Source organism: Brevundimonas sp. SPF441, assembly GCF_009661015.1.
In the GTDB taxonomy this organism is placed as follows: domain Bacteria; phylum Pseudomonadota; class Alphaproteobacteria; order Caulobacterales; family Caulobacteraceae; genus Brevundimonas; species Brevundimonas vesicularis.
This window is the reverse complement of the sequence record NZ_WJWX01000005.1, coordinates 1-21224: the sequence shown is the minus strand read 5'-3', so window position 1 is coordinate 21224 and position 21224 is coordinate 1. Positions and strand designations below refer to the sequence as shown.

At 66.8% G+C, this 21224-nt stretch carries 21 protein-coding genes and 1 pseudogene; 14 read left to right on the top strand and 8 right to left on the bottom strand.

Annotated features, from left to right (window positions below; translation table 11 throughout):
• Positions 1-16: 16 nt before the first annotated feature.
• The 4 genes from GGC30_RS04825 to GGC30_RS04810 form a co-directional block, all read right to left on the bottom strand.
• On the bottom strand, positions 17-403 hold the full coding sequence (locus GGC30_RS04825) for a hypothetical protein (protein ID WP_055804207.1): 387 nt from the start codon (positions 401-403) through the stop codon (positions 17-19).
• Positions 404-452: 49 nt separating this feature from the next.
• Positions 453-1061: an aminoacyl-tRNA hydrolase gene (gene pth / locus GGC30_RS04820; protein ID WP_153922938.1), complete on the bottom strand. Its 609-nt coding sequence runs from the start codon at positions 1059-1061 to the stop codon at positions 453-455.
• Positions 1062-1147: 86 nt separating this feature from the next.
• Positions 1148-1780 carry a 50S ribosomal protein L25/general stress protein Ctc gene (locus GGC30_RS04815; RefSeq protein ID WP_045810293.1) on the bottom strand — a complete coding sequence of 211 codons (633 nt, stop codon included), beginning with the start codon at positions 1778-1780 and terminating at the stop codon, positions 1148-1150.
• A 134-nt stretch (positions 1781-1914) separates the two neighbouring features.
• Complete coding sequence (locus tag GGC30_RS04810) at positions 1915-4203, bottom strand: ATP-binding protein (RefSeq protein WP_370451882.1); 2289 nt, start codon at positions 4201-4203, stop codon at positions 1915-1917.
• Positions 4204-4347: 144 nt separating this feature from the next.
• On the opposite strand from GGC30_RS04810, the gene GGC30_RS04805 reads away from it, so the two are divergent.
• The 6 genes from GGC30_RS04805 to phoB all read left to right on the top strand — a co-directional run bounded on the left by GGC30_RS04805 (position 4348) and on the right by phoB (position 11008).
• Positions 4348-5745: an ATP-binding protein gene (locus tag GGC30_RS04805; RefSeq protein WP_153922936.1), complete on the top strand. Its 1398-nt coding sequence runs from the start codon at positions 4348-4350 to the stop codon at positions 5743-5745.
• A 140-nt stretch (positions 5746-5885) separates the two neighbouring features.
• Entirely contained in the window at positions 5886-7316 is a 1431-nt protein-coding gene (pstC, locus tag GGC30_RS04800; protein WP_055755010.1) for a phosphate ABC transporter permease subunit PstC, read from the top strand.
• Positions 7309-8613, top strand: a complete 1305-nt coding sequence (pstA, locus tag GGC30_RS04795; protein ID WP_066623249.1) for a phosphate ABC transporter permease PstA — start codon at positions 7309-7311, stop codon at positions 8611-8613. Before pstC ends, pstA begins: the two co-directional genes overlap by 8 nt.
• Before the next feature lie 4 nt (positions 8614-8617).
• On the top strand, positions 8618-9565 hold the full coding sequence (pstB, locus tag GGC30_RS04790) for a phosphate ABC transporter ATP-binding protein PstB (protein WP_153922935.1): 948 nt from the start codon (positions 8618-8620) through the stop codon (positions 9563-9565).
• A 4-nt stretch (positions 9566-9569) separates the two neighbouring features.
• Positions 9570-10295 (top strand): phosphate signaling complex protein PhoU, encoded by a 726-nt coding sequence (phoU, locus tag GGC30_RS04785; RefSeq protein WP_017505976.1) that lies wholly within the window; start codon positions 9570-9572, stop codon positions 10293-10295.
• A 20-nt stretch (positions 10296-10315) separates the two neighbouring features.
• Complete coding sequence (gene phoB / locus GGC30_RS04780; RefSeq protein WP_017505977.1) at positions 10316-11008, top strand: phosphate regulon transcriptional regulator PhoB; 693 nt, start codon at positions 10316-10318, stop codon at positions 11006-11008.
• A 37-nt stretch (positions 11009-11045) separates the two neighbouring features.
• Here the strand turns inward: phoB and GGC30_RS04775 are convergent, their stop codons facing one another.
• Complete coding sequence (locus GGC30_RS04775) at positions 11046-11969, bottom strand: Hsp33 family molecular chaperone (RefSeq protein WP_370451881.1); 924 nt, start codon at positions 11967-11969, stop codon at positions 11046-11048.
• Positions 11970-12156: 187 nt separating this feature from the next.
• Here GGC30_RS04775 and GGC30_RS04770 point away from each other — a divergent pair, with 187 nt between their 5' ends.
• The 4 genes and pseudogenes from GGC30_RS04770 to GGC30_RS04760 all read left to right on the top strand — a co-directional run bounded on the left by GGC30_RS04770 (position 12157) and on the right by GGC30_RS04760 (position 16627).
• Positions 12157-12696, top strand: coding sequence for a hypothetical protein (locus GGC30_RS04770; protein ID WP_153922934.1), 540 nt, complete (start codon positions 12157-12159; stop codon positions 12694-12696).
• A 121-nt stretch (positions 12697-12817) separates the two neighbouring features.
• Positions 12818-13345 (top strand): annotated as a pseudogene (locus GGC30_RS16745) (HAD-IB family phosphatase); the annotation flags it as partial.
• 120 nt (positions 13346-13465) lie between these two features.
• Positions 13466-14710: a phosphoglycerate dehydrogenase gene (serA, locus tag GGC30_RS16615; protein ID WP_370451890.1), complete on the top strand. Its 1245-nt coding sequence runs from the start codon at positions 13466-13468 to the stop codon at positions 14708-14710.
• 114 nt (positions 14711-14824) lie between these two features.
• Positions 14825-16627 (top strand): autotransporter domain-containing protein, encoded by a 1803-nt coding sequence (locus tag GGC30_RS04760; RefSeq protein ID WP_153922932.1) that lies wholly within the window; start codon positions 14825-14827, stop codon positions 16625-16627.
• Between the two features lie 22 nt (positions 16628-16649).
• Here the strand turns inward: GGC30_RS04760 and GGC30_RS04755 are convergent, their stop codons facing one another.
• Positions 16650-17213, bottom strand: a complete 564-nt coding sequence (locus GGC30_RS04755) for a GGDEF domain-containing protein (RefSeq protein ID WP_055804230.1) — start codon at positions 17211-17213, stop codon at positions 16650-16652.
• A gap of 183 nt (positions 17214-17396) precedes the next feature.
• Between GGC30_RS04755 and purE the strand changes: the two genes are divergently transcribed.
• The 3 genes from purE to GGC30_RS04740 are packed head-to-tail and all read left to right on the top strand — an operon-like array spanning position 17397 to position 19241.
• Positions 17397-17888: a 5-(carboxyamino)imidazole ribonucleotide mutase gene (gene purE, locus GGC30_RS04750; protein ID WP_153922930.1), complete on the top strand. Its 492-nt coding sequence runs from the start codon at positions 17397-17399 to the stop codon at positions 17886-17888.
• Positions 17889-18971, top strand: a complete 1083-nt coding sequence (locus tag GGC30_RS04745) for a 5-(carboxyamino)imidazole ribonucleotide synthase (RefSeq protein WP_370451880.1) — start codon at positions 17889-17891, stop codon at positions 18969-18971. It begins immediately after the preceding gene.
• A 42-nt stretch (positions 18972-19013) separates the two neighbouring features.
• The gene (locus tag GGC30_RS04740) at positions 19014-19241 is read left to right on the top strand and encodes a hypothetical protein (protein WP_153922929.1); all 228 of its coding nucleotides are present in this window, start codon (positions 19014-19016) and stop codon (positions 19239-19241) included.
• 250 nt (positions 19242-19491) lie between these two features.
• Here the strand turns inward: GGC30_RS04740 and GGC30_RS04735 are convergent, their stop codons facing one another.
• On the bottom strand, positions 19492-20139 hold the full coding sequence (locus GGC30_RS04735; RefSeq protein WP_194943526.1) for a COQ9 family protein: 648 nt from the start codon (positions 20137-20139) through the stop codon (positions 19492-19494).
• A gap of 188 nt (positions 20140-20327) precedes the next feature.
• On the opposite strand from GGC30_RS04735, the gene rpsU reads away from it, so the two are divergent.
• Positions 20328-20570: a 30S ribosomal protein S21 gene (rpsU, locus tag GGC30_RS04730; RefSeq protein ID WP_026108547.1), complete on the top strand. Its 243-nt coding sequence runs from the start codon at positions 20328-20330 to the stop codon at positions 20568-20570.
• 166 nt (positions 20571-20736) lie between these two features.
• Here rpsU and GGC30_RS04725 read toward each other — a convergent pair.
• The coding region (locus tag GGC30_RS04725; protein ID WP_194943525.1) for an ABC transporter permease at positions 20737-21224 on the bottom strand (488 nt) is incomplete at its 5' end.

Here is a 21224-nt window from a genome sequence, read left to right as displayed (position 1 = left end):
CGGGCTTGGGTCTGGTTCAGGCTTGGGGTGGGGCGGTGGACGGCGGACGCGGCGGCGCGCGCGCGGGCGGCGGCGGGCTGACGCTGGCGGCGACATAGACGACACGCTCGACGGTGCGGACCACCGGCGCCGGCTCGGGCGCAGGCGGGCAGGGCAGGGCGGCGGCCAACGGCATGACGCAGGCGGCGCATTTGGCCCCGACGTGCTTGTTGACCGGGCCGTCCATACCGCCGGACTGGATCGTCTGGGGGCCTTCCGCCGAACAGATGACCAGCGGGTGGCCCGGCTGGACCGCCGCGAGAGCCGCGAACGGCAACAGGGTTCCGAGCACGAGCGCAAACACCGCCGCCAAGAAGGCGAGCGATTGCGAGATCGACCAATTGTCGGCCTGGGCGCGGGTCACGTCTGGCCTCTACGGCGTTTTGCGACGGCGCGATAGGCGGCGGTTTGTCCTAAAGCTCGCCGCGCGCGGCCTGGCGGGGGCTGAACTTGGGCGCTGGGGCCAGGCGCATGACCTCGCCCTGATAGCGTTCGTCGTCGCCGGCGATCGCGAAAGGCAGGGCGTCGGCGCAGGCCTGAAGCATGACGTCCAGCCAGGGCTGTTCTGCCTTGTGGAAGTCGCCCAAAACGTGGGGCATGACCAGTTCCTTCTCGCCCGGATGGCCGATGCCCATGCGCGCACGTCGGAAGTCGGCGCCGAGATGACTGATCAGGGAGCGGATGCCGTTCTGGCCGGCCGCGCCGCCGCCGGTCTTCATGCGGAACCGCCCGGGCGCCAGGTCGATCTCGTCGTGGAAGACGATGATTTCGCTCGGCTTGATCTTGTAGAATCGCGCCGCCTCGCCGACCGCCCGACCGCTTTCGTTCATATAGGTCTGGGGCTTCATCAGCAGGACCTTGGTCCCGTCGACCAGACCCTCGCTGACGATCGACTGGAACTTGGCGCGCTCAGGCCCGAACCGCCACCGGCGCGCGATCTCGTCGGCGGCCATGAAGCCGATGTTGTGCCGGTTCTTTTCGTATTTCCCGCCCGGATTGCCGAGCCCCGCGATGATGATCATGGCGTCCTCTTGCCGTTTGCGTCAGGCAAAGAAAAGCCCCGCACGGCGAACCGGGCGGGGCGTGATCTTGTCGAAACGACGAAGGATCAGTCTTCGGTCTTCTCGGCCGGGGCGGCCTCGGCGTCAGCGGCTTCGTCAGCAGCTTCCGACAGGGCGGCCGAGGAGATCTTGACCGTGGCGATCACGAAGTCGCGGTCGGTGATGGTGGCTTCCGCGCCCTTGGGCAGCTTGATGTCCGAGATGCGGATGGTGTCGCCGATTTCGGCCTTGGCCAGATCGACAACCAGCTCTTCCGGGATCTGGTCGGCGCGGACCAGGATCTCGACGGCGTGACGGACGATCTCCAGCGAGCCGCCCTGACGCGAGTAGGGCGCTTCATCGGCGTTCAGGAAGTGCACCGGCACTTCGATCTTGACCGGAGCCTTCTCGTCGACGCGCATCAGGTCGAAGTGAAGGGGGCGGTCCGAAACGGGGTCGAACTGCACGTCCTTGGCGATGACCGGCTGGGTCTCGTCGCCGTACTTCAGGGTCACCAGGTGGCCCAGCAGCTTGCCGGTGTAGAGCGACTTGCGGAAGTCCTTCTCGTTCACCGAAATGGCGACGGGGGCTTGCTCGCCGCCGTAAAGGACGCCCGGCACGAAACCGGCGCGACGCGCAGCGCGAGCGCCGCCGGTGCCGACGCCATCGCGGACGTCCACGTTCAGAATGATCTCGGCCATGTGGCTCGCCTCAACAACAACGGAAACGCCGCGCCAACCCGGGGCTCTCGCGGCGGGGGTGATGAACCCTCGAATTCAAGAGCGCGGGCTATTACACGCATCAGGTCCAAGGCGCAACCGTCAAAGGTTCCGCTTCACGCCGCCTGCGCGCGATCCTTCAGCAGCGACGTCGGCGCCGCGACGATGCCCAGCAGTTCGGCGGCGTTGAACGGCTTGGCCAGGTGGTGGTCGGCCCCGGCCGCGCGTCCGGCGGCGACGTGCTCTGGCATGGCGTTGGCGGTCAGCATGACGATCGGCGTGCGATCCAGGCCCATCGTCGCCTCGTGCAGGCGAATCTCCTGCGTCGCGGTCAGCCCGTCCATGATGGGCATCTGCATGTCCATCAGCACCAGGTCGAAAGTGTCGGCCCGGAAACTTTCCAGCGCCTGGGCGCCGTTCTCGGCGATCACGATCTGCGTCGGCGTCTGCGCCAGAATCAGTTCGATGACGCGGCGGTTGGTCGGATGGTCGTCGGCGACCAGCACGCGGATCGTCCGCGCCTGCTCCACGACGGCGGGTTGGGCCGGCGCCGGTTCTTTGCGCGACGGGGCCTGGGTCTGTCTCAGCGGCAAAGTCAGGATGAAGGCCGCGCCGCCGCCGGGTTCGCTCTCGCAGCCCAGGTCGCCGCCCATCATCTCGGCCAGCTGACGACAGATGGACAGGCCAAGACCCGAGCCGCCGAACTTGCGTGTGATGCCGCCGTCGGCCTGTTCGAAGCGACTGAACAGGCGCGCCCGCGTCGCGGCGTCGAAGCCGATGCCGCTGTCCTCGACGGTGAAGCGCAGCACGGGCGAGCCCTGGCGATCCGCTCCGCGCTGCACGATCAGGCCGACAAAGCCCTTGCTGGTGAACTTGACGGCGTTGGAAATCAGATTGGTCAGCACCTGCTTCAGGCGCACCGCATCGCCCAAGATCCAGACGTCGTCCTCCAGATCGATATCCACATGGAAGTCGAGATGCTTCTCGCGCGCATTCTCCGCATAGAGCTGAGCCGCCTCGCGCACGACCGTCGCCAGTTCGAAGGCGTCTTCGGTCAGCTCCAGCTTGCCCGATTCGACGCGCGCCAGATCCAGGATGTCGCTGAGCAGCGTCTGCAGCGTCTTTCCCGACGCCTGCATCAGATCCAGCATCTCACGCTGTTCAGCCGTGAGATCGGTCTTGGCCAGGGCCTGGGACAGGCCGATCACACCATTCAACGGCGTGCGGATCTCATGGCTCATGTTCGCCAGAAACTGGCTCTTGGCGACATTGGCGGCCTCGGCCGCGTCGCGCGCTTCGGACAGGGCCTCGGCGTCGCGCTTCAGATCGGTGATGTCGTTGCAGACCGTGACCGTCCCGCCCTCGGACGTACGGCGGTCCTGAATACGCAGCCAACGCCCGCCGGCGACCTGCTGCTCGCTGTTCGATGAAAGCTGACGACGGGCCTGCATGCGCTCATTCAGCCATTCTTCTTCGCGGCCGGCCGCCTCCTGATAGCGGCCTTCGTCGATGCCGATGCGCAAGGCCTCTCGGAAGGTCAGGCCGACGACCAGATGCGGCTCAAGCTCGGGGTTCACCTCGGCATAGCGCGCATTCCAAAGCACCAGCCGATCCTTGGAATCATAGAAGCCCAGGCCGTCGGGCATGGCGTCCACCGCCTCGCGGATACGGCGCAGTGCGGTGGCGCGCGAAATATAGGCCATCATGCCCAGCACGGTGGCGGCCGTGCAGATCATCAGCAGAATGGCGGCCAGCAGCAGTCGCATCGCCTCGCTGGACAGCCCCTGGTCGGCGGCGACGGTCGGGTCCGGCGTCACCGTGATGGCCGCCATGCCGATGAAATGAAGAACGATGACGGTCGCGGACAGTCCCGTCGTCGTCGCCAGCAGGCGCAGCAGGCCGCCTCGACGATAGAAGAAGGCCGTCGCGCCCCCGATCGCCAGGGCCGCCATGATGGACAGGGCGACTAGGCCGGGATCCCAACTGATGTGCGCCGGCGCCTTGATGGCGGCCATACCGAGGTAATGCATGGCTCCGACGCCGGCGACGGCGATCACGGCGGCCAGCACGCGCCACATGCGGCCCTTGCCCATCAACGTCGAGCCGATCGTCAGGCCGATCATGGCCAGCGCGATCCCCAGGGAAGCGACCGTCAGAAAGGGATTGTAACGCACCGGCACGCCGGCGACGAACCCTTGCATGGCCACGAAATGGGTCGCCCAGATCGACAGGGCCCCGATCATGACGGCCAGCAGGACCGCACGGCGTCGTCGATCGGGGTCGCGCCGGCCCATCTTCTGCATGACATGGGTCGACACGCTCAGACCGGCCATGCAGATCAGCGCAGCGAACACCGTAATCCGCCAGTCGTGATCGTGCGCAATGCAATGGATGATGCGGTCCACGAGGCCTCCCCTTGGGTGTACGATAGGCGACAATCCTAAAGAAACCGTGCGGCGAAGCTTATGGGCGCCTCAGGCTGTCGGCACGCCGTCACAGAATCCGTGCAAGGATCGGAATCGTTCTTCAGTTCGAGGTCGCCCGGACCCATGCCTTACGAAGTCTCGCCATCGCCTGTCGCGCCGGTCTCCACCTCGCGGCTGTGGACGGTCGGCGCCAGCATCGGCATCGCCATCGTGACCCTGCTGGTGCTGGCGATCCTGCATCCCGAACTCGCGAACTGGCTGGTCGGCGGGGCGGTGATCGTGGCGACCTCGGCCTGGCTGTTGAATATGAACGAGGCGGCCAGGGCTGAGCCGGCGGCCAGTCAAGGCGCTGCGACCGAGCCCGCCATCGACATGGTGACAGGCGATCTTCTCGACCGGGTGTTCGAGGCGCTGGATGATCCGGTGCTGGTGGTCAGCGGCGGCGAGCCGGATGACATCGCCGGGCGACGCATCGTCATGGCGAACGCGGCTGCGCGCGAACTTCTTCGCATCCAGCGCCAAGGCGCCTTGCTGGTTCAGGTGATCCGTGAACCGGGCGTGCTGGAGGCTGTGGACGAAGCCCTTTTCGGCGGGACGGCGCGCACCACGGATTATGCGACGGGCGGTCAGCGCGACCGACGCTGGCGCGCCTGGACCCGGCCGCTCTCACTCGAGGCGTCTGGGAGAGCCGGGTCGGAGCTGGCCCTGCTGATCCTGCGCGACGAAACGGACTCGCGCCGCATCGAGATGATGCGCGTGGACTTCCTGGCCAACGCCAGCCACGAACTGCGCACGCCCTTGGCCTCGCTCAGCGGCTTCATCGAGACCCTGAAAGGCCACGCACGTGAGGATGTGGTCGCGCGCGACCGCTTCCTGGATATCATGTCGGCCCAGGCGGATAGGATGGGGCGACTGGTCGCGGATCTGCTGTCGCTCAGTCGGATCGAGCTGAACGAGCATATTCCGCCGTCCGGTCGCGTCGATCTGGACCGCGCCGCCTCTGACGTGGTCGACGCCATCAGCGTTCTGACGCGCGAAAAGGAGATCGCCATCGCCTTGGATCAGGGGGAGGCGAGGGCGTCGATCAGCGGCGATCGGGACGAGATATTGCAGGTGGTGCAGAACCTGCTCGACAACGCCGTCAAATATTCGTCACGCAACGGCACGGTCGAAATCTCGGTCCGTTCGGACCTGTCGTTCGACGAGGCCTGGGCCTCGCGCATGCCTGGCGCGACACGACTGCCGCTGGTCACGCCGGACCGCACGGCCGGCGTCTCCTATGCCGCGGTCACGGTGCGCGACCATGGGCCCGGCATGGCGCGCGAACACCTGCCCCGCCTGACCGAGCGCTTCTACCGGGTTGAGGGTCAAAAGAGCGGCGAGCGGCAGGGGACGGGGCTGGGGCTGGCCATCGTCAAACACATCATCAACCGTCACCAAGGCGGTCTGGTGGTCGAAAGCGCACCGGGCATGGGCGCCGCCTTCACCGCCTGGTTCCCGCAACCGATCGAGCGACGCTGAGGGCGCGACGGACGGTCGCTGTCACCCAACTGTCATCGACCCGTCGTAATCCGCTGACCATTCGCAGGCAGTAGTCGCGCCGCGTTGGTCCCGATGTTCAGGACCGTCGTCGATTCGCGCGCGGCGCTTCGGACTTCTGAATGATCTGGATTTATCTGCTGATCCTCGTCGCCTTGAGTGCGGCCGCCTTCTTGGGCGGACGCACGTTGGCGCGTCGTCGTGCGATCGGCGCAAAGCCCCATTCCCGCCCCGGCCAGCACGGCGCCTATGCCCTGATCTGGGTCGCCGCGCCGGCTCTTCTGGTTCTGATCCTGGCCTCGGTTTTCGCCGCCCCGCTTCAGCGTCAGTTGACCGCTGTCGGTACGCCTGATGCGGTCGCGGCGCTGGAGCCGTTCCGTCGCGACGCCTTCTTCGCCGACGCCCACCGCGTGGGTCGCGGAGAGGCCGCGCTGCAGATCTGGGAACGCCCGCTGGCCGAACAGCTGCCGGTCGAGGCGCGCCGCATGGTTCGCATCGAACGCACCCTGTCGTGGGGCGGCGGTGTCGCCGCCATCCTGGCCGCCATCCTGGGCGGCCTGTTCGCCCTGACGCAGATCAAGCCTCAGACGCGCGCCCGCAACCGGGTCGAGGGCTGGATTTACGGCGCCCTGTTTGTCTGCTCGGCCATCGCCGTCCTGACGACCCTGGGCATCATCGCCTCCCTGGCCTTCGACAGCTTCCGCTTCTTCCAGAAGGTGCCGGTTCTCGACTTCCTGTTCGGCACCCAATGGAGCCCGCAGATCGCCATCCGCGCCGATCAGGTCGGGTCCTCGGGCGCCTTCGGGGCCGTGCCGCTGTTCGCCGGCACCCTGCTGATCATGGTCATCGCCATGTGCGTCGCTGCGCCCATCGGCCTGCTGTCGGCCATCTATCTGTCGGAATACGCCGGCCGCACGACCCGCGCGGTGATCAAGCCGCTGCTGGAGATCCTCGCCGGCGTGCCGACCGTCGTCTACGGCTTCTTCGCCGCCCTGACCGTCGGGCCGTTGCTGCGGGTCTTCTTCAACGAGATCGGCCTCTTCCTGATCGGCGGACCGCTGGACGGGCTCGGCCAATACCTGGCTCTGGTTCAGAACCAGATGGCCCTGACGGCCGGCGCGGTGATGGGCATCATGCTGATCCCGTTCGTGTCGTCCCTGTCCGACGACATTCTGAACGCCGTGCCCCAGTCGCTGCGTGACGGCTCGTTCGCCATGGGCGCGACCAAGTCCGAGACGGTGAAGCGGGTTCTGCTGCCCGCCGCGCTGCCGGGCATCGCCGGCGCCCTGCTGCTGGCCGTGTCGCGCGCCATCGGCGAGACCATGATCGTGACCATGGCTGCGGGCCTGGCCGCCAACCTGACCTTCAACCCGCTGGACACCGTCACCACCGTCACCGTTCAGATCGTGACCCTGTTGACCGGCGACCAGGAGTTCAACAGCGCAAAGACCCTGTCCGCCTTCGGCCTGGGCCTGACCCTGTTCCTGGTCACCCTGATGCTGAACATCATCGCCCACCGGATCGTGCAGACCTATCGGGAACAATATGACTGACGCGACCCCCGATCAGATCGACGGCGCGGCCGCCAAGGGACGTCTCGACCGCCTGCGTGCAGGGCTGAAGCGTCGTCACGCCAAGGAAACGCGCTTCAAATGGTATGGCCGCCTGGCCATCGCCGCCGCCATGCTGTTCTTGGCCGTGCTGCTGGTGCGCATCGTCGAGCAGGGCCACACCGCCTTCTACACCCACACCGTCACCGTGCCGGTCTTCATGGACCCGGCGCGCGTGGACCGCGCCTATCCGCAGGGCTCAAACTTCGAGCAACTGGCCGCCGAGCAGCAGCTGGCCCGCATGGGTATTCAGGACGACGCGGCCGGGACGAAGGCCGCGCAGATGAAGCGGCTGTTCTCGTCGGAGCTGAAGTTCGTCGCCGCCGATCTGGTCGCCAAGCGCAGCGAAGTCATCGGCGAGACCGTGCCCCTGGCCGTGCCGCTGTCCGATGACGCCGATCTGTATCTGAAGGGCGAAATCTCCAGGGAGACGCCTGAGGATCAACGCCGCCTGACCGATCAGCAGATCGCCTGGCTGGACCGGATGCAGACCGAAGGCGTGATCGGCTCGCACTTCAACACCGCCCTGTTCACCAACGGCGATTCGACCCAGCCCGAGCTGGCGGGCGTCCTGGGCGCCGTGGTCGGTTCGGCCCTGATGCTGATGGTCACGGCCCTGATCGCCATTCCGCTGGGCGTTGGCGCGGCCATCTGGCTCGAAGAGTTCGCGCCCAAGAACAAGCTGACCGACATCATTGAGGTCAACATCAACAACCTCGCGGCCGTGCCGTCGATCGTTTACGGCCTGCTGGGTCTGGCCCTGTTCATCAACTGGATGCATCTGCCGCGCGCCAGCCCCATCGTCGGCGGTCTGGTCCTGGCCCTGATGGCCCTGCCGACCCTGGTCATCGCCACCCGTTCGGCGCTGAAGGCCGTGCCCCCGTCGATCCGCGAGGCCGCCCTGGCCATGGGCGCATCCAAGACCCAGACGGTGTTCAGCCACGTCCTGCCGCTGGCCATGCCCGGCGTCATGACCGGCGCCATCATCTCGATGGCCCACGCCCTGGGCGAGACCGCGCCGCTGCTGCTGATCGGCATGGTCAGCTTCGTGCCGGGCGTGCCGCACGCCATCGACCAGCCTGTCGGCGCGCTGCCCTCGCTGATCTACATCTGGGAGAACGCCTCGGAGCGGGCCTTCCACGAACGCACCGCTGCGGCGATCATCGTCCTGCTGGTCTTCATGATCATCATGAACGCGGCGGCCATTATCCTGAGGCGGCGCTTCGAGCGTCGGTGGTAAGAGAATGAAATTCCGTATTTTCCGCTCCGCCGAGGACCAGACCGGCGCCGGCTCGGTCGATCCGACCGAAGCGCCGCGCATGGGCGGTCAGGTCCTGCCCGAGATCGCCCCGTCCAAGGGCGCAGCCGCCGAACCGCGCGTCGAGGACGCTACGCCCCGGTCGGGCCCCGCCGTGGTCGACAGCCCGCCCGTCGGTCCGATCAAGATCGCCGCGCGCGACGTCTCGGTCTTCTATGAGGGCAAACAGGCGCTCTATGACGTCTCGCTGGACATCCCGGACAAGACCGTCACGGCCCTGATCGGCCCGTCGGGCTGCGGCAAGTCCACCTTCCTGCGGACCATGAACCGCATGAACGACACCATCGCCGGGGCCAAGGTCACGGGCCGTATCGCCATGGACGGCGAGGACATCAACGACCGCTCCATCGACCCGGTGCTTCTGCGCGCCCGCGTCGGCATGGTGTTCCAGCGTCCGAACCCCTTCCCGAAATCGATCTACGAAAACGTCGCCTACGGACCCAAGATCCACGGCCTGGTCTCGTCCAAGGCCGAGATGGACGAGGTCGTTGAAAAGGCGCTGAAGCGCGCCGGCCTGTGGGAAGAGGTCGCTGACCGCCTGCAATCGTCGGCCATGGGTCTGTCAGGCGGCCAGCAGCAGCGTCTGGTCATCGCCCGCGCCATCGCCGTAAACCCCGAAGTCATCCTGATGGACGAGCCCTGCTCGGCGCTAGACCCCATCGCCACGGCGCGGATCGAGGAGCTGATCGACGAACTGCGTGAGCGGTTCTGCATCGTCATCGTCACCCACTCGATGGCCCAGGCCGCGCGCGTGTCGCAACGCACCGCCTTCTTCCACATGGGCCGTCTGGTCGAGACCGGGGACACGGAAGACATCTTCCAGAATCCGCGCGAACGGCGCACGCTCGACTACATCACGGGACGCTTCGGCTAATCCGATGAACCAGCACACCGTCAAAGCCTATGGCGACGAACTGAACCAGATCACGGCCGAGATCGCCCGCATGGGCGGTCTGGCCGAGGCCCAGGTCGCGGACGCCATCGACTCCGTCGCCCGGCGCGACATCGCCCTGGCCCGCGCCGTTGTGGAACGCGATCTGAAACTGGACGCCCTGCACCGCGATATCGAGAAGAAGGCGATCCGCCTGATCGCCTTGCGTCAGCCGGTCGCTAGCGACCTGCGCCGCACCCTGGGCGCCATGAAGATCGCCACCGATCTGGAGCGCACCGGCGACCTGGCCAAGAACATCGCCAAGCGCGCGCTGATCCTGGCCGAAGCCCAGCCGATGCAGCCCCTGACCCGTTCGATCGAGCGGATGGGACGGCTGGTCTCGACCCGCCTGCGCGATGTGCTGGACGCCTATACGGCCTCGGAGCTCGATCGCGCCGTCGCTGTCTGGCAGACCGACGACGAGGTCGACGAGCACTACAACGCCCTGTTCCGCGAATTGCTGACCTACATGATGGGCGATCCGCGCACGATCGGCGCCTGCACCCATCTGCTCTTCATGGCCAAGAACCTGGAGCGGATCGGCGACCACGCGACCAACATCGCCGAAACCGTCCACTACGAGATCACGGGCGAAGACATCGTGGGCGAACGCCCTCGCGCCCAACCCACGGCTGAGGACTCCGATCCGACGCCCAACCTTTCGACGCACTGACCCGAGACCGGAGACCCGACGTGCAGCCCTATATCCTTGTGATGGAAGACGAGGACGCGCTGGCGACCCTTCTTCAGTACAATCTCGAAAAGGAAGGCTACGACGTCGCCGTCGCCGCCGACGGCGAGGAGGGCATGCTCCAGATCGACGAGCGTCTGCCCGATCTGGTGTTGCTGGACTGGATGCTGCCCAAGCTGTCGGGCATCGAGGTCTGCCGCCGCATTCGCGGCAAGGCCGAGACCCGCAACCTGCCGATCATCATGCTGACGGCGCGCGGCGAGGAGAGCGACCGGGTTCGCGGTCTGGACACCGGCGCGGACGACTATCTGACCAAGCCCTTTTCGATGGTCGAACTGATCGCCCGCATCCGCGCCGTCCTGCGCCGGATTCGTCCGGGCCTGGCCGACGACCGCCTGAACCACGGCGACATCGTCGTGGATCGCGTCTCGCACCGGGTGAAGCGCAACGGCAAGGAGGTCCATCTGGGCCCGACCGAGTTCCGCTTGCTGGACCACTTCATGCAGCACCCCGGGCGGGTGTTCAGCCGCGAGCAGCTGCTGGACGCGGTCTGGGGCTCGGACGTCTATGTCGAGGCCCGCACCGTCGACGTCCACGTCGGTCGCCTGCGCAAGGCCTTGGCCATCGCCGACGAAAGCGCCAATCCCATCCGCACGGTCCGCTCGGCGGGCTATTCGCTGGATCTGGAAGGCTAAAAGAAGAAGGGCGGCTCTCGGAGCCGCCCTTTGCAATTCAAATCTGCTCTGCGACGACCTCGTCGGGGTCCAGCGCATAGACCGTGGCGCAGTATTCGCAGGTGACGCGGATCTTACCGTCGTCCTCCAACATGTCGGCGCGTTCGGCGGGATCGAACGATGCCAGGACCGAGGCGATCCGTTCGCGTGAGCAACGGCAGACGGCCGTCAGTTCTCGCGCGCCCTCCAGCCGCACGCCGTCTTCGTGGAACAGGCGGAACAGCAGCGTCTCGGGCGAGATCGTCGGATCGACCAGCTCGTCATCGCCCAGCGTGCCGAACAGGGCCCGCGTGCGGTCCCAGACCTCTTCGGTCGAACCACGCGCCTCGTCGCCGGCGATGATCTGGATCATCGCCCCGCCGGCGCGCCATTGCGATCCGGCCTCGGTCTGAACCTGGCCGACGGCCAGACGCACCTTGGTCGGCACCTGTTCCGACTGCTGGAAATAGTGTTCGGCCGCCAGCGACAGGCTCTCGCCCTCGATCGGTGTGATCCCTTGGGTGCGCTCGAAGTCCGGGCCCCGATCCAGCGTCATGATGAAGACGCCCTGGCCCAGCAGCGAGCGGGCGCCGGGACGGGCGAAGCCCTGCGACGCCTCGGCCACCTCGGCCTCGTCGTAGCGGCAATAGCCGCGCAGCGATCCGTCGGTGCCGTAGTCGGCAACGACATAGCGCACGGGGCCGTCGCCCTGGGCCTGGACCAGCAGGCGACCCTCGAACTTCAGGCTGGAGCCGATCAGGGCGGCCAGTGCGCAGGCCTCGCCCAACAGGGCGGCGACCGGCTCGGGATAGGCGTGGGCGGCCAGGATGTTGTCGATGGTCGCGCCCAGGCGAACCAGGCGACCACGCACGGGCCAGCCTTCGATCTGGAAGGCGGCGGCCAGATCGTCGGAAACGGGAATGTTGGGCGCGTGATCGGTCACGGCGAGGTCCTTTGGGGCGTCATTTCGGGATCGCGGCTATGTAGGCGCCCGCGGGCGGCTTGATAAGGGGGCTAATCCGCCGGGTCTGGGGGAGGGCGACGGAACCGATTTCAGCGCGGATCGCTCTTTTGGCTCAAGCGGAGCCGTCGCTCCGTTCATGACGCCAATAACTGAAGAGGTTCCGCCGATGATCCGCGACATCGATCCGATCGAAGAGATTCGCAAACACCCCGGCATCACCGCCGGCAGCCTCCTCGCAGTCGCGCTCGGCGCTGTCGCCGTCGTCTATCTGACGCAACGCAGCGGCCCTACCCGTTACCAGCGCATCAAGTCGCGTATCGACCCGCGCGGCTGGGTCGATACGTCCGAACTGCGCGACCGTTTCCATGACGCCGTGGACGCCTTCCGCCACCGGGCCGAGGATGTCGGTGAACGCGCCGGCGCGCTTTCGCGCGACGCCCGCCACCGCGCCGCAGACACCGCCTATGACGTGCGCGATCGCGCCGACGACTGGTTCCGTTCGGCCCGCGAGGACGGCAAGAAGGCGCTGAAGAAGCATGGCAAGACGGCGCGCCGCTATGCTGACGACGCCGGTCAATATGCGCGTGACCACGCCCGCGAAGGCGGCGCGCTGCTGGCGGTGGCGACCATCGCCGCAGCCGTCGGCGCAGCAGTTCTCGAAAGCCGTCGTCCCGACAGCCACGTGCGTCGCATCGCGCGCTTCTGATATTTTCGTGCCGCTCGCCCGGTGAAAATCGCGGCGGGCGGCAAACTTTTAGCGCATCTGCCCACAGTGAGCAGCATCGCTCGGCTTTGCCGCAGGCGCGAAGGCCGCTAAGACGCCGCCCATGAGCGCGCGCCCCACCCTGATCTTCGACTTCGATTCGACCTTGGTCGATTTCGAGACCCTTGAGGCTTTGGCCGACATCGCTTTGGCGGATGCGCCGGGCGCAGCCGATACGCGCGCCCAGATCGCCGCCCTGACGGATCAAGCCATGGCCGGAGAGGTCGAATTCGGCGAGGCTTTGCGCCGCCGTCTGGCGCTGTTGCCGTTGACCCGCGCCCATGTCGCCGCCCTGGCCCAGACCGCGCCGGACCACCTGACGGCGTCGGTGCGGCGCAACCTGAATTTTTTCCAGCAGAATAAGGGCAAGGTCGTCATCCTCTCCGGCGGTTTCCGCGAGGTGATTTCGCCCGTCGCCGAAGAGCTGGGCGTCTCTCCCGATCGCGTGCTGTGCAACGATCTGGTCTATGACGCCGACGACCGCGTGGTGGGCGTGGACGACGCCAATCCCCTGTCGCACGCCAATGGCAAGCCGACCGCCATTCACGGCCTGAACCTGTCGGGTCGCGTCGTCATGGTGGGCGACGGCTGGAACGACGCCGAGGTCAAGATCGCGGGCGCCGCTGACGCCTTTTACGCCTTCACCGAGGTCATGCGCCGCGCGCCGGTGGTCCAGGTCGCCGACGCCGAGGCCGCGTCGCTCGACGAGGTGCTGCATGCCGAAGGCCTTGTCGGCCGCTGGTCCTTCCCGCGCAGCCGCATGAAGATGCTGCTTTTGGAAAACATCCACCCCGCCGCCGTCGAGCGGCTGGAAGAGGCGGGCTATTCGGTCGAAACCCAGAAGGGGGCGCTGGACGAGGACGATCTGATCGCGGCCATCAAGGGCGTCCATGTCCTGGGCATCCGTTCCAAGACCACGGTCAGCCGCCGCGTGCTGGAACAGGCCGATCGCCTGATGGCCGTTGCGGCCTTCTGCATCGGCACCAACCAGATCGACCTGGACGCGGCCTCGGATCACGGGGTGGCGGTGTTCAACGCGCCCTATTCGAACACCCGTTCGGTGGTCGAGCTGGCCATCGGCCTGATGATCGTCCTGATGCGCGACGTGGCGGACAAGTCCTCGGCCATGCACGTCGGCAAGTGGAACAAGTCCGCCACCGGCTCCAAGGAACTGCGTGGCAAGACCCTGGGCATCGTGGGCTATGGCGCGATCGGCAGCCAGTTGTCGGTCCTGGCCGAAAACCTGGGCATGCGGGTGCTGTTTTATGACCTGTCAGAGCGCCTGGCCCTGGGCAATGCGCGCCGCATGCGCTCGCTGGACGCGCTGCTGGCCGAAAGCGACGTAGTCACCCTGCATGTCGATGGCCGCAAGGAGAACGCCAACATCTTCGGCGCGGCCCAGTTCGGCCGGATGAAGGAAGGCGCGCTGTTCCTGAACCTGGCGCGCGGCCATGTGGTCGATGTCGGCGCCCTGTCCCAGGCGATCGGCTTTGGCCGGGTCGCCGGCGCCGCCGTCGATGTCTTCCCCGAAGAGCCGCGCACCAACGCCGACCCCTTCGAGAGCCCGCTTCAGGGCTTGCCCAACATGATCCTGACGCCGCACATCGGCGGCTCGACCGAAGAGGCGCAGGAGGCCATCGCCGAGTTCGCGGCCGAACGCCTGCTGGGCTATCTGAACCGGGGCGACACCACGTTCAGCGTCAACCTGCCCAACGTTCAACTTTCCGAAGTGTCGGGCGCCCACCGCATTCTGCACATCCACAGGAACCAGCCTGGCGTGCTGGCCGAACTGAACCGCGCCCTGGCGTCGGCGGGCCTGAACATCCTGGGCCAGCACCTGAAGACGGACGAGCGCACGGGCTATGTCATCACCGATGTGGACCGCGACTACGACCCGGAGGCGCTGCGCGAACTCAAGACGGTGCCGGGCACGCTGAAGTTCCGCACGTTGCAGTGATACGTCGCTCGCAAATATCTTCTCAAAGCTGACCTCGCGGCATCTTGCGCTCTGCGCGAACTGGCGCATCCTCACGTCGAACGGCCGCGCAACGACGGCTGCGGGAGGATATTCATGTCACGCTTCATCACCGGCGGCGCCGTCGCTGCCTTGGCGCTCGCCGCCTGCGCCTTTGCCGGCTCGGCCTCGGCCCAGACCTACAACCGTCTTGTCGTCTTCGGCGACAGCCTCAGCGACAACGGCAACCTGTTTCTGATCTCGGGCGGGACACAGCCGCCGTCGCCGCCCTATGCGCGGCGCTTCTCGAACGGTCCGACCTTCGTTGAACTGCTGGGTTTCAACGCCGCCAACTTCAACGGCTCGGTCACGGGCAGCATCAACTACGCCTTCGGCGGCTCGCGCACTGACGCCTCGGCGGGCGTGCCGTTCGGCATGCTGAACCAGCTGTCGCGCTACACCGCTGCGGGCGGCCGTTTCAGCTCGACCGACTTGGTCAGCGTCCTGGGCGGCGCAAACGACATCTTCCAAGGCCTGCCCGCCGCCGGCCTCACAACCAATCCGGTCGCCGCCATCACCCCGGTCGCCACTACAGCTGCCACTAACGTCAACACGCTGGTCAACACCGTGGCGGGTGCCGGCGCTGGGACCATCCTGGTCACCAACCTGCCCAAGCTCAGCCTGACGCCTCTCTTCCGCGGCCAGATGGCGGCTCCGCTGGCCGACTATGCGGTGACCACCTTCAACACGGCGCTACAGGCCAATCTGACCGCCACCGCCGCCGCGCGTCCAGGCAGCAACATCATCATGATGGACCTGTTCAAGGTCAGCGACACGCTGGCCGCCAATCCAGGGCTGTTCGGCATCACCAATATCACTGAGAAGTGCTTCAACGGGGTGACGGTTTGCGCGAACCCAGACAGCTATTTCTATTTTGATGATGTCCATCCGACGGCGGCGGGCCATCGGATCATCGCCCAACTGGCGACCGACTACCTCTACTATGGCGACATCGGCGCCCAATCGACCTTGCAGGGCGAGACGGCCTATCGTCACCGCGAGGACGCACTAGACGCCGCCGGCGAGGCCCTGTCGGGTCGCAAAGCGTGGGAGGCCGGCGTGTCCGTCACCACCTCGGCCCTGATCGACAGCGTCGACACCGACGCGCGCGGCTCGGTAACCAGCTCGTCCAGCGACGGCTGGGGCGCCCGTATCGCGCTTGAGGCCGGACCTTCGGCCAACTGGCGCTTCGGGCTGGCCGGCACGGCGCGCAACACCGACGTCGAAAGCCAGGCGCTGCAGTTCAACGTCGAGAGCTTCGGCCTGGACGTCTATGGCGGCTGGCGCTCGGGCGATGTCTTCGTCAACGCCGCCGTCGGCGTGGCGCGCGACAACATCGACGACATCGAACGCACCACCAGCCTGGCGCCGATCGTCCACACCGCTGAAACCCGCGCGCTCAGCAGCGGCGCGCGTCTGCAAGGCGGCATGTGGTTCGACATGGGCGGCGTCGCCCTTTCGCCCCGCGCGGCCCTAGCCTACGTGTCCAGCGACGTGGACGGCTATTACGAACAGGGCGTCGGCGCCCAGTATCAGTACGGCGATCGCACCGTGAAGGCCCTGACCGGCGAGGTCGCCCTGCGCGCCGAGGCGGAAATGGGCGGGTTCGGCCTGTTCGCCGAAGGGGGCTACCGCGACGCCCTGGACGACAGCTCCGATCCGGTGCGCGTCGGTCTCTACAACAACCCGGCGCAGGTGCTGTCGCGCGAGATCGACGATCCGTTCGGCGGCCAATTCCTGGCCTCCGCCGGCGTCGAGGGTTCGCTCGGCCCGGTCAAGGTGACGGTCGGCTATCGCGGCCGCTTCGGCGACCACGCCGACAGCCACATGGGCGGCATTCAGCTGAAACTGCCGCTTTAAGCGGCAGGGGCGGGAAGGGGCCTCAGCGCCCCTTCTTCCTCACCCACATGGCGGCGTCGGCCTCGGTCAGCCAGACCTCGGCGTCGGTATGGCCGTCCCAGGCGCGCACCCCGAAAGAGCCGCCCAGTTCGGTCTTCTGGCCGTCCCAGACAAAGCCTTCGGTCTTCAGCGCCTCGGCCAACTGACGCGCCTTGGCCCGGCCCTCTTCATAGCCTGCGTGCAACATCAGCAGGGCGAACTCGTCGCCGCCCAGCCGGCCCACCGCATCCGACTCGCGCAGATTGGCCAGGAACAGCTCGGCCACCGCGACCAGGGCTGCATCGCCGGCGGCATGGCCCAGGCTGTCGTTGACGCTCTTGAACCCGTCCATATCCAGATACAGCAGCACCGCCGGCACCCCGTGCCGCTGGCAATAAGCCATGGTCCGCTGCATCGCCGTGATGAAGCCGCGCCGGTTCAGGGCGGGGGTAAGCACATCGTGGTCGGCGGCGGCCTCGGCGGCCGCGGCGCGCGTCTTCCACGCTTCCAGCTCGACGCGCAGGCGCGCGATCTCGGCGGTCAGGTCGTGTTCGGCCACGTCGGTCACGGCGCAGGGTTGGCTCCGAAGGCGCGACTCAGTCTGCGTCGCGCGGTCGAACGATGGTAGAGCGTGATCCGCCGACATTGAAGGCCGACATTACGGGCCGACGCGGCTGAAATCACGGTGTTGCGGTTGCGGGCGTCACCCGCGTGCTGTAACCGGCGCCTTTCCGCGAGGGGCCTTGCAGACATGGCGACTTCCGAAACCCCGGTGGCGATCATCATGGGCAGCCGGTCCGACTGGCCGACCATGAAGTTGGCCGCCGATCGCCTGGATCAACTGGGCGTCGCCTGGGACGCCAAGGTCGTCAGCGCCCACCGCACGCCCCAACGCCTGGTCGATTTCGCCACGGGCGCCAAGGCCGCCGGATACAAGGTCATCATCGCCGGGGCAGGGGGCGCCGCCCATCTGCCGGGCATGGCCGCCTCCATGACCGAACTGCCGGTGCTGGGCGTGCCGGTCCAGTCCAAGGCGCTGAAGGGCATGGATAGCCTGCTGTCGATCGTGCAGATGCCAGCGGGCGTTCCGGTCGCCACCCTGGCCATCGGCGAGGCCGGCGCCGTCAACGCCGGCATCCTGGCCGCCCAGATACTGGCCCTGTCGGACGAGGGGTTGGCCGGACGCCTGGCCGCCTTCCGCGCCGCCCAGACCGAATCCGTCGCAGAAACCGTCGAGGACTGAGTGCCTGATCTTCCGCTTCCCCCCGGTTCGACCCTCGGCATCATCGGCGGAGGCCAGCTGGGCCGGATGCTGAGCCAAGCCGCATCGCGCCTGGGCTTCGACGTCGTGATCCTGGACCCCGAGGCCGACAGCCCGGCCGGCCGGGTTTCGGCGCGCCAGATCGTCGCCGCCTATGACGACCCCAAGGCCCTGTCGGCGCTGGGCCGCGCCGCCGATGTCGTCACCTTCGAGTTCGAGAACGTGCCGGCCGAATCCATCGAGCGTCTGGCCGAGGCCGGCGCCCTGGTCGCGCCGGGGCCGACCGCGCTGCGCGTGTCGCAGGACCGGGTGGACGAAAAGGCCTTCCTGAACGCCGTGGGCGCCCCGACGGTCGCCTTCGCCGTCATCGACACGCTGGACGATCTGGTCGTCGGCCTGACCGAACTGGGCCTGCCCGCCCTGCTGAAGACCCGTCGCGAAGGCTATGACGGCAAGGGCCAGGTCTGGATCCACACCGTCGAGGACGCGCCCGCCGCCCTGGAAAGCCTGGGCGGTCGCCCCGCGATTCTGGAGGCCAAGGCGACCTTCGTGCGCGAACTGTCGGTCATCGCCGCCCGCGACTGGGACGGTCATATGGCGGTCTATCCGCTGGGCGAGAACCGGCACGAAGGCGGCGTTCTGCGCACCACCTTGGCCCCCGCCGCCGTGGACGAGAAGACGCAGGTTCGCGCCCGCGCCATCGCCGAGGCGATCCTGGACGGGCTGGACTACGTCGGCGTTCTGGGCGTCGAACTGTTCGACCTCGGAGACGACGTGCTTCTGGTCAACGAGATCGCCCCGCGCGTTCACAACACCGGCCACTGGACCCAGGACGGCTGCGTTTGCGACCAGTTCGAACAGCATATCCGCGCCGTCGCCGGCTGGCCGCTCGGCCCCACGACGGCCCACGCCCGCATCGAAATGACCAACCTGCTGGGCGACGAGGTCGAGGATTGGCGCAAACTGTCGGCCAAGTCCGACGAACGCCTGCACCTCTACGGCAAGGCCGAGGCCCGCCCCGGCCGCAAGATGGCCCACGTGAACCGGGTGCTGGGTGCCAGCTGATATTTGAGTTGCGCTGAACGCAACTTAGGTCATGGTCGATGCATGTCGCTGTCGCTCATCTTGTCACTCGTGCTCCTGCTGGTCTCGACCTCCGCAGTTGTAGTGATCAGCGCACTGAATGGCCGCCGATCATCGCGTGTCGGCGCGCTCGGCGTATCTTTAGCCGCGGCCACTTTGGCCTTGATTGTCGCCGGCGTGGACCTCGGTGGGCGCCTAGGAAAAGACGCCGCTGAGCGTGACAATCGATCTGCAATCGCCAAGAGCGTCTGAATATGAACACCCCGATGGTTCTGTTCCTAATGGCGATGGCAATGGCCCTGATCGGTTCATCGGTCTCTGCCGATGGCCCGCGCGCAGACCAAAGAAGTTCAGACGGAGCTGGCCGCTCACGCGTGCTGGCAGGGGCCATACTTGGCGTTGCAGTTCTGATCCTAGGCGTCGGGGTATACCAACTTGGACACCAATCTGGTCGCGATCAGGCGCTGCGCGACAATCGCGCCGAGCTTCGCTCCGCCGAGGTCTAGGCTTTCGCGCCATACCGCATGCGGCTCAGCGCATCACTGACCTTTCGGAACGGCGCGTCGAAATCCTTGCCCGCCTTCCACTTCTCGAAGGCCATGACGTTTCCGATCCGGCGGGCGACGAAGGCCTCCGCCGCTTCGCGTCCGTCGAACCAGCGCATGGTCAGGGCGGGAATCAGGATGCCCGACAGGATCGTCCGCTTCGAATAGTGATTCCAGTCGGTCGCCTCGTCCCCGGCCCAGCGCCACAGATGATCCGCGCTCTCCCAGGCCAGTTTCAGCCCCAGATCGGCGTTGACGGGCAGGGCCAGGAAGGCGGCGCAGCGACGCGTGGCCTCCAGATCGGCGGCGCCCGCCTCCATCCGCTCGGACACGGCGCGAGCGATTCGCTCGCGAATCTTCAGCGACTTGGCGTCGATTTCACCCAGAGCCGCCAGCGCTCGCGCATCATGGCGGCGCGACAGCAGGGCCGCCAGATCGCGCGCGCCGTTGGGCAGCAGCAGTTCCTCGTCGCCCTGCGACAGTCCGCACGCCTCGCAGGCTTCGCGTACCAGACGCGCATTCCAGCCGAGTGCGGGCGCGCGGGCGATGGCGGCGTCCAGCACGGTCTGTTCGGTCCGGTTGGCCCAGTCTGTCGTCTCGGTCATAAGGGCGATCATACGCCGGTCGTCATGGCGTTTCGAGCCTTGAAGAATGGTCGCGACGATCTGGACAGAAGGAGGCGGCTCGTGTATCAGCGCGCCTTCATCCGAGAGCCCGGCTGTCGGAAGACGATTTTATTTTGTTCGCCCGTCTCCCTCACAGGACGCGGCGGGCGGCCAAAGGAGAGTTTAACCTGGTTCAGATTTTCGTTCGCGACAACAACGTCGACCAAGCGCTCAAAGCCCTGAAGAAGAAGATGCAGCGCGAGGGCAGCTTCCGTGAAATGAAGCGCCACGTGCACTTCGAGAAGCCCTCGGAAAAGCGCGCCCGTCAAAAGGCCGAAGCCATCCGTCGCGCCCGCAAGCTGGCGCGCAAGCGCATGCAGCGCGAGGGCCTGCTGCCCGCGCCGAAGCCGCGCGTTCCCGGCGGTCGTTAAGACCCCGGCGAAAGCCGAAAGATTTAAGGCCGCTTCCTTCGGGAAGCGGCCTTTTTCTTTGCGTTTCGTTTCTGCGGAGCGTTGTGCAGGACTCTTGAAGTCCCACAGAAGAAGCGCCGCGCCACCTCCCCATCGCGACGCGACAGGGAGGAGACAACCGTGCCGCCTACGCCTGCCCGGTGATCGCCCGGCCGAAGCTCTTCCAGCTCAGCTTTACATCCGACAGCGCGCCGGCGCGGAACGCCCGCCCGGCGATCCACACCATGAAGGCGGCGGTCGCGAACATGCCGATCAGCGTCAGAACCACCTCCACCAGCGGCGGATCGCTGGGCGCGCGCGCGCTCATCAGGAAGGGGGTGAAGAACGGGATCCAGGACAGAACCTTGACCACCGGCGCATCCGGGCTGGTCAGGGCCATCTGCATCACCAGGATCGGCACGACCAGGATCATCATGATCGGCCCCATCAGGGTCTGGGCGTCGCGCGGCGTCTCGCAGAAGGCGCCGATGGCCGCAAACAGCACCGCATACATCAGGTAGCCGCCGACCATATAGGCGATGAAATAGAAGATCAGGCCGTCGTGCAGCAGAACCTGTCCGACCGTCGCCGCCGTCTCGGGCGAGGCCGAAATCAGGGTGAAGGCCCCGATCCCGC